The 7647-nt window shown below is 43.6% G+C and carries 5 protein-coding genes; 2 read left to right on the top strand and 3 right to left on the bottom strand.

Annotated elements, in window-relative coordinates; genetic code table 11:
• Nucleotides 1-104: 104 nt before the first annotated feature.
• The gene (locus tag AB4232_RS19005) at nucleotides 105-920 is read right to left on the bottom strand and encodes a phosphate ABC transporter substrate-binding protein (RefSeq protein ID WP_372087759.1); all 816 of its coding nucleotides are present in this window, start codon (nucleotides 918-920) and stop codon (nucleotides 105-107) included.
• Between the two features lie 275 nt (nucleotides 921-1195).
• On the opposite strand from AB4232_RS19005, the gene AB4232_RS19000 reads away from it, so the two are divergent.
• Nucleotides 1196-1558, top strand: a complete 363-nt coding sequence (locus AB4232_RS19000) for a DUF3024 domain-containing protein (protein ID WP_012600988.1) — start codon at nucleotides 1196-1198, stop codon at nucleotides 1556-1558.
• 255 nt (nucleotides 1559-1813) lie between these two features.
• Here the strand turns inward: AB4232_RS19000 and AB4232_RS18995 are convergent, their stop codons facing one another.
• Together AB4232_RS18995 and rnb are read right to left on the bottom strand one after the other, a co-directional pair.
• The gene (locus tag AB4232_RS18995) at nucleotides 1814-2620 is read right to left on the bottom strand and encodes an AraC family transcriptional regulator (protein WP_017099793.1); all 807 of its coding nucleotides are present in this window, start codon (nucleotides 2618-2620) and stop codon (nucleotides 1814-1816) included.
• A gap of 114 nt (nucleotides 2621-2734) precedes the next feature.
• A complete protein-coding gene (gene rnb / locus AB4232_RS18990) occupies nucleotides 2735-4741 on the bottom strand; it encodes an exoribonuclease II (RefSeq protein ID WP_372087758.1) in 2007 nt (668 codons plus the stop codon).
• 308 nt (nucleotides 4742-5049) lie between these two features.
• Here rnb and AB4232_RS18985 point away from each other — a divergent pair, with 308 nt between their 5' ends.
• Complete coding sequence (locus AB4232_RS18985; protein WP_032554996.1) at nucleotides 5050-7131, top strand: DEAD/DEAH box helicase; 2082 nt, start codon at nucleotides 5050-5052, stop codon at nucleotides 7129-7131.
• Nucleotides 7132-7647: the final 516 nt, after the last annotated feature.

Genomic DNA, 7647 nt, shown 5'->3' with positions numbered 1-7647 from the left:
AGATTATAGATTCAAAAAAGAGAGAGCTTAAGGCTCTCTCTTTTTATTTTTTTCTATCAAGGCGATATCATCAGCATCCTAACAACATCACAAAAGTCGTTATCTTACTTGATACGCGTGTAGCCGTACTCTTCGATAAGATCTTGCCCTTGTTTTGACTTCACGAACTTAATGAAATCTTTGCTCTCGTCAGAAACTGATTCAGTTTTGTGCAGCAATAAGAATGGGCGAGCCAATTCATAACTGTGGTTGGCGATGTTCTTAGATGTCGGCTCAACGCCTTCAAATGTGATTGCTTTGATCGAACGGTCGATAGAGCCAACAGAGATGAATCCAATCGCATGTGGGTTATGGTTAACAATCGTTTTTACCATGCTGTTACTGTTTACAACCAAGTTATTTGGGTTGATGTCAGACACTAGACGGTCGTTAATGATTTTTGTCAAACCAAGTAAGCTCTCGAAGCTGTAACGTGAACCAGAAGAAGCTTCACGAGTTACAACTGCGATAGGTTGATCCGCACCACCTATGGCTTTCCAGTTTGTGATATTTCCTTTGTAGATATCGAATAGCTGTTCACGTGTAACGTTGCTTACACCGTTTGAACGGTTAGTCACGACGGCTAGGCCGTCAAAGGCAATTGGAAATACCTTCAATTTTTCGCCCTGTTCGCGGTCAGTTAAGTAACGTGAGCTCATACCAATATCAGCGACACCTTTATTGACCATGGTAATACCCGCTGTAGAACCGATGCCTTGAACCGCAATATAGTTATCAGGGTGAGTCTTGTTGTACTCCTCAGCCAATACATCCATCACACGTGATACGGAAGTGGAGCCCGAAATATTGGTTTCTTGTGCAAAAGCAGCGTGAGAAGACAGGGCTAAGGATAAAAGAGAGGCAAGCGCGACTCGTAACATAAACAACTCCTAGTTAATAACATTTGCCGGCTATGATAGGTCGGTTATATGACAATTTTGTGAAATTCTATCCGCTCAATGTGTCGCTATTAGCTTGATGAGTGAAAGCGAGTTAGGTTTACAAAAGCAGGATTCGTTTCTGGGAGCAGGACGGGTATTTTGTTTGCGCTAGTTCGCTAAAATGTTGGTTGAGTCCTAAGCTAAACAAAGGAATTCACTACTTAGAAGTTTCTATAGAGTTTCTATGGAGTTTCTATGAAATTACAAGGGGTGTTATGTCCGTCATTCATATCGAACTGAATCGTCTTTTAATTGGAGCTGAGAAGCTCTGTACATCTCGAAATCGCAGTTTACCTGTCGAGCTAGGCAAATCCCTTTATGAAGAGTGTGAGGGTGGTGTGCTGTTTTCTCAGGCTCATTATCTGCTCGACTCATCTCATAGCGATTACACAAATGAGATCGCCTGCGTTAGTTTTGATGAGTCACTATCATGTTGGTTGGTAATGGTGCCGCTAGAAGGTGATGTAGAAACCGATTCAGTAAATTGGGGGCCTTATCCTTACCTACCTCAATCGAAGGATCTTGATGCTATTTTGTCTGAAATAGAAAAAGACCCTAAATCGTACTTCTGGTCGTGATTATTCTGTCGAGATGTTTGCGAGGGGCTTGATACCTAAAACGAACAACTTTTTTAAACTCACATCATTGCAACCTATCTGCGTCACTAAAAACGGTCTATGTTAGTAAAGCTTATCTGCGTCAGTAAAACGATCTATGTTACTAAAACTATCCGCATCACTATAAATGATGGATGTCACTTCAAATTATGCCAATAAGATTGCGTAGTTACCAATCACAGTGAGTAAGTGATCAGTGATTTACTACGATTGGTATTAATAAGATTGTGAAACCAAAGACCGGAAATCTTTTGGTGTTTTGCCGTGATAGGTTTTAAAGGCGGTACTAAAATGCGCCGCACTTTTAAACCCGGATTCATAAGCAATTTGAGTAATCGATTTGTTCGATGTTCTGAGTTGTGTGGCTGCGTGGGCGATTCGCTTTATCTTTAAGAGGTTTGAAAACGAAAGGTCTTCCGCCGATAAACGGCGTTTAAGTGTGGCTGGTGACATCCCCATATAGCTGGCTAGGGTATCGAGTGAGATATTATTTTCTATATTCTGTTCAATGTAATGGATGACCTTTTGTGTCACCGTCAATCTAGAGATCCGGCTAATAATCGCTAATAGTTCCGGATACTGCTCAACCATTAAAGACAGTAAACCTAAGCCTAGTTGGGTGAGTGCGTAATCATTCTGAGTCGATGAATTGGCCAGAGACATGATGAGCTCTTTCAATTGGCATATTTCGGTATCCGTTTGATTGAACTTAATGTACTTATCTGGAGTTTGAGTGGATTCTAAATCACTGAACTGATTTATGAACTTTTGGAAAATTGCCAAATCAAAATCTAAGCAAATCGCACTAAACTCACCATTTTCAGTGTCGACCGTGATGTCTTTAATCTGACCAGAATTGTAAAGCGTGAAATCTCCAGCTTTTAACGAGGCTTGAGTGCCATTGGGCAGCATAAAAGATATGCTTCCTTTCGATACCATAAAAATACCGTTTTTAGAGGCGGGGTAGCGTTCGCGTTTCCTGGGAATAAAGTTTCTGAATTGAGTGACCGTGATTGATGGCATAGTGAACTTCTTTGGCGTTGTAGATTAATTGCTTTTTTAAGTATTGTTTAAGCATGAGACATTTACAAAAAAGGCGCTAATAATTAGCGCCTTTAGAAGTAAACCTATTAGAAATTAGGCTTCGGTTTCATTTGTTGTTTCAGGCTCGCTAGGCAAGTCCGCAAAAACTTGTGTAGGTTTTGCTACCAAGTTACGGTTTTCCTGATTAACTTCTGAGAGAACTACTTCTAAAACGTCTCCCAGTTTGTATACCATTTCTTTATCGATAGATACAGTACCCATATCACCGTTGCACTCTATTCTCTCTTTATTATCAAGAATGAGAGAGCCAGGGATAAACGCCGCTGCACCATTGTCAAGTAGGCGTACACGCATACCTGCGCGGTTAATATCGAAAATCTCTGCTTGGAAACGAGTTTCTTCAACTGGAGCGTTCGCTAGAGTACGAGCATACAACCAATCGCCAACGTTACGTTCAGCCATACCGTGGTGACGGCGGTGCAGGGCAAGTTCATCACCAATGGTTTCGTCTGGTGTTTGAATTGGCGCTTTACCTAGGATGTGTGCTTTAAGCATGCGGTGGTTAATCATGTCACCGTATTTACGAATTGGAGAAGTCCAAGTTGCGTAAATGTCTAATCCCATTGCGTAGTGCGGCGCAGGTTCATTGCTGATCTCGCTGTATGCTTGGAATTTACGAATACGGTTGTCGTAGTAGCTGTTGTCTAAAGAACCTAACCAACGACGCAGAGTAGCAAAACCTTCCAGAGAAACGATCTGCTCTTCTGTAAACGGCGTCTCTGCTTCTGGGTTAACCAACTCCAGAACGTCTGTTAATTTCTCAGCTTTAAAACCAGAGTGACAGTTAAAGACACCTTGGTTAAAGCTTTCTTTTAATACTCGACCTGCACAGATGTTCGCGCTGATCATAGACTCTTCAACCAACTTGTTTGCGCTACGACGCATGTCCGCGTGGATAGCGACAACATCGTTGTCTTCGCTAAGTTCAAAGCGGTAGTCAGGACGATCTGGGAACACAACCGCATTGGCTGAGCGCCACGCTGAACGTGCTTGAGCAAATTGGTGAAGGTCAGAAACAATCGCAGCAATCTCTTCTGACGGTTGCCATTTCTCTGATGCACCTGTTTCTAGCCAGTCTGATACGTGGTCGTAAGCAAGACGAGCGTGAGATTTGATGTTTGCAGCGAAGAAGTTAATGTCATCACCGATAACGCCATCTTTAGATACCGTTACTGTGCAGCAAAGTGCCGGGCGAACTTCGTTCTCTATGAGTGAACATAAGTTGTCAGCTAGATCGCGAGGCAACATTGGGATGTTACGACCAGGCAGGTAAATAGTGAAACCACGCTCGCGAGCCACTTTATCCATTTCATCATCTGGAGAGATGTAAGCGGTAGGATCAGCAATTGCGATAGTCAGTTCAAAATCACCGTTCTCTTTCTTCTTAGCGTAAAGCGCATCGTCCATATCTTTTGTGCTTTCGCCATCGATAGTCACAAAAGGGACGTGAGTCATGTCGATACGTTCAAGATCAGCGTCGTCTTTGATCTGCCAGTCGTCGATGCCTTCAGGTTCGCTGTTTGGTAGGTCATTTTGCGCTAGCGTTACCCACCAAGGCGCGATTTTGTCGTCAGCGTCTGTGATTTTCTCAGAGATCTGAGCCAAGAAGCCGTTGTCACCTTTTAACGGGTGCTGAACGATATGAGCAACAACCCAGTCGCCTTCTTTAAGCGTTTCAGGGTTCAAACCCTTCTTTGCTTTCGCTTTAAGCTGCAGTTTTTTCAGTTGCGGGTGATCTGGAACAACGTTCAATCGACCTTTGAAAAGCTTAACTCGTGCAATAAAGCGAGTAAGACCCTGTTCAATCAATTCCTCTGGCTCTGCGACTTCGCGCTCTTTCTCTGTGCGAATGATGGCAATCACCTTGTCACCGTGCACACATTTTTTCATGTACGGCGGTGGGATGAAGAAGCTAGTTTTGCTATCGACTTCGAGAAAACCAAACCCTTTTTCAGTGGCTTTGATCGTACCTTCCTTTTTAGGGAGGGTTTCTTGGATTTGCTGTTTGAGTTGAGCGAGTAGAGGATTATCTTGAAACATTTGACTTTTATCTATCGAGGACAATTGAGCACACTATAATCATTGCGAGGCTTGATTACTACTTAAAGGCGAAGTGAGCGTAAATTAATTGCCCTCTTATTTAACTAGGTCAATTTGCTAGAAGTTTGGTGCTGTGACGAGATATTCATCAAGTTTTGACGATATGATAGCCAGTGTTGATGTAAAACCGAAAAATATGTGATGTATTTCAATTTTTTCTGGCTTTTTTTATGCATTTAAGGAATAATCCGCCTCCCTTAGACGTCCCTAATGGCTTGAAGTGTTTTATTACTGCTTCGTAACTCTGAATGGAATCAGTATCTGATTGGATCAGTATTGGAATTGATAGAGCTCCCGGGACCTTTTGTTTACTTATATATAGTGGGATCCCAATGTCCGAATCTGTAATTCAATTTAATGAATTAGCCCTAAACGAAAACATTCTTTCAGCTCTTGATAGCATGGGTTTCGTTTCTCCGACTCCAATCCAAGCAGCAGCTATTCCTCTTCTTCTTGAAGGCCGTGACGCACTAGGTAAAGCACAGACTGGTACTGGTAAAACAGCAGCATTCTCTCTGCCTTTACTTAACAAAATCAACCTGAACCAACATAAACCACAAGCAATCATCATGGCTCCTACTCGTGAGCTAGCGATTCAAGTTGCTGCGGAAATCAAAAACCTAGGCCGTGATATCAAAGGTCTTAAAGTTCTTGAAATCTACGGTGGCGCTTCAATTGTTGACCAAATGCGCGCTCTAAGCCGCGGTGCTCACATTGTTGTTGGTACTCCAGGTCGTGTTAAAGACTTACTAACTCGTGACCGTCTACACCTAGATGAAGCGCACACATTTGTTCTTGATGAAGCAGATGAAATGCTAAAAATGGGTTTCGTAGATGACGTTACTTGGATCCTAGAGCAAGCTCCAGAATCTGCACAACGTGTACTTTTCTCTGCGACTATGCCTCCAATGGTTAAAACTATTGTTGACCGTTACCTACGTAACCCGGCTAAAGTTGATGTTGCTGGTACTAACCACACAGTTGACAAAGTAGCGCAGAACTACTGGGTTGTTAAAGGCGTAGAAAAAGACGAAGCAATGTCTCGTCTTCTTGAAACTGAAGAAACTGACGCGTCAATCGTATTCGTACGTACTCGTCAAGACACTGAGCGTCTAGCTGATTGGCTATCTGCACGTGGCTTCAAAGCTGCTGCACTGCACGGTGATATTCCTCAGTCTCTACGTGAGCGCACTGTTGATCACATCAAACAAGGTGTTATCGATATCCTAGTTGCAACTGACGTTGTAGCACGTGGTCTTGATGTTCCACGTATCACTCACGTATTCAACTACGACATCCCATTTGATGTTGAATCTTACATCCACCGTATTGGCCGTACTGGTCGTGCTGGACGTAAAGGTAAAGCGATCCTACTAGTTCGTACTAACCAAATTCGTATGCTTCGCACTATCGAGCGCGTAACTAAGTCTCAAATGGAAGAAATCCAACTTCCACAACGTGACGAAGTTGCTGCTGCACGTGTTGCTAAGCTTGGTGCTGAGCTTGAAACTGAGAAAGAGAGCAAAGCTCTAGAAAACTTCGCAGGTTTAATCTCTACACTACAAGAATCTCTAGAAGTTGATGCTGCTACTCTAGCTGCAATGCTTCTTAAGCGTCAGCAAGGTAAGAGCCCTCTATTCTACGTTGGCGAAGACCCAATGATCGCTGCTATTGAGCGTGATAAGAACCGTCGCAAAGAGCGTCGTGAAGATCGTGACAATGGCCGTGACGGTGGTGGTCGTAACTTCAATACTCAAGATTGGGATACGTACCAACTACAAGTTGGCCGTGAGCAAGGCGTTCAGGTTAAAGACATCGTTGGCGCACTAGCAAACGAACTAGGCCTAACTAAAGGTTCTATCGGTGCTATCAAGCTAGACCAAGGTTCTACTTACGTTCAACTGCCAAAAGCAATGAACTCTGAAACTGCTGGTAAGCTAAGCAAACTTCGCATTCGTCAAAAAGAAGCTGGCGCTGTAGTTGTTGATTTCAATGACTTCCGTGAGCCTCGTCGTGGCGGCGGCGGTCGTGATGGCAACCGTGGCGGCGGTCGTGGCGGTCGTGATGGTGGCGGCTACCGTGGTAACCGTGAAGGCGGTAATCGCGAAGGTGGTAACCGTGAAGGTGGCAATGGCGGTCGTGGTGGCTACCGTGGCAACCGTGACGGCGCACGTGATGGTAACTCTGCTGGTGGTCGTGATGGCGAACGTCGCTTTGACCGTAACCGTGGTGGCGATCACCGTGGTAACCACCGTGGCGAACGTGGCCATGGCAACGCAGCAGGCAATGGCGGCAACCGCGGTCGTCGTCCAGAGCGCAACGAAGGTTAATCAACCTTTAGTTTAAGTGAAACTTACAAGCCAAGTGCTTATAGGTGAATAGCTTAAATAGTGAATTTAAAAGCCGAGCTTAATGCTCGGCTTTTTTGTGCCTGCTATTTGAACTTTAGCTTTGGTTGGTTCTATATATGCGGCAGCTTACTTCAACTAAACTTCGTCCCTATATTAAATGTTAGCGCTTAAACTTAGCTGTATCACGTTCTAAGTCTATATTGAAATAACGTGCTACAAGATACTAAAACAATGAGTGAAGGCTATCTAAGCGACGTTACCGTTCATTTATTCGTAGAGTTGTACTCGAATGCAATTAAAAGAAGATCGGACTTCGTCGTTCACTATTCCCAACTCTTGTGATCTTTTTGATGCAAACATTGAGCAATTGATAAATCGAGCAAAAAGTAATCGGTAATGATAAGCAGACAAAAGGGAAGGGGGCTAGGCGGATTACGTGCATTGGTTCGATTCACTCTAGTTAACTTAATCGAGTAAAAATTAGGGCGTGTTGAT

The organism is Vibrio sp. 10N.286.46.A8, assembly GCF_041470165.1.
GTDB classification, from domain to species: domain Bacteria; phylum Pseudomonadota; class Gammaproteobacteria; order Enterobacterales; family Vibrionaceae; genus Vibrio; species Vibrio tasmaniensis_A.
This window is presented reverse-complemented; position numbering and strand designations above follow the sequence as displayed.

Bases quoted from the DNA above. Each gene is read 5' to 3' on its own strand.
- AB4232_RS19005 (WP_372087759.1), bottom strand. From the start codon at position 920: ATGTTACGAGTCGCGCTTGCCTCTCTTTTATCCTTAGCCCTGTCTTCT.
- AB4232_RS18995 (WP_017099793.1), bottom strand. From the start codon at position 2,620: ATGCCATCAATCACGGTCACTCAATTCAGAAACTTTATTCCCAGGAAA.
- rnb (WP_372087758.1), bottom strand. From the start codon at position 4,741: ATGTTTCAAGATAATCCTCTACTCGCTCAACTCAAACAGCAAATCCAA.
- AB4232_RS19000 (WP_012600988.1), top strand. From the start codon at position 1,196: ATGTCCGTCATTCATATCGAACTGAATCGTCTTTTAATTGGAGCTGAG.
- AB4232_RS18985 (WP_032554996.1), top strand. From the start codon at position 5,050: ATGGAATCAGTATCTGATTGGATCAGTATTGGAATTGATAGAGCTCCC.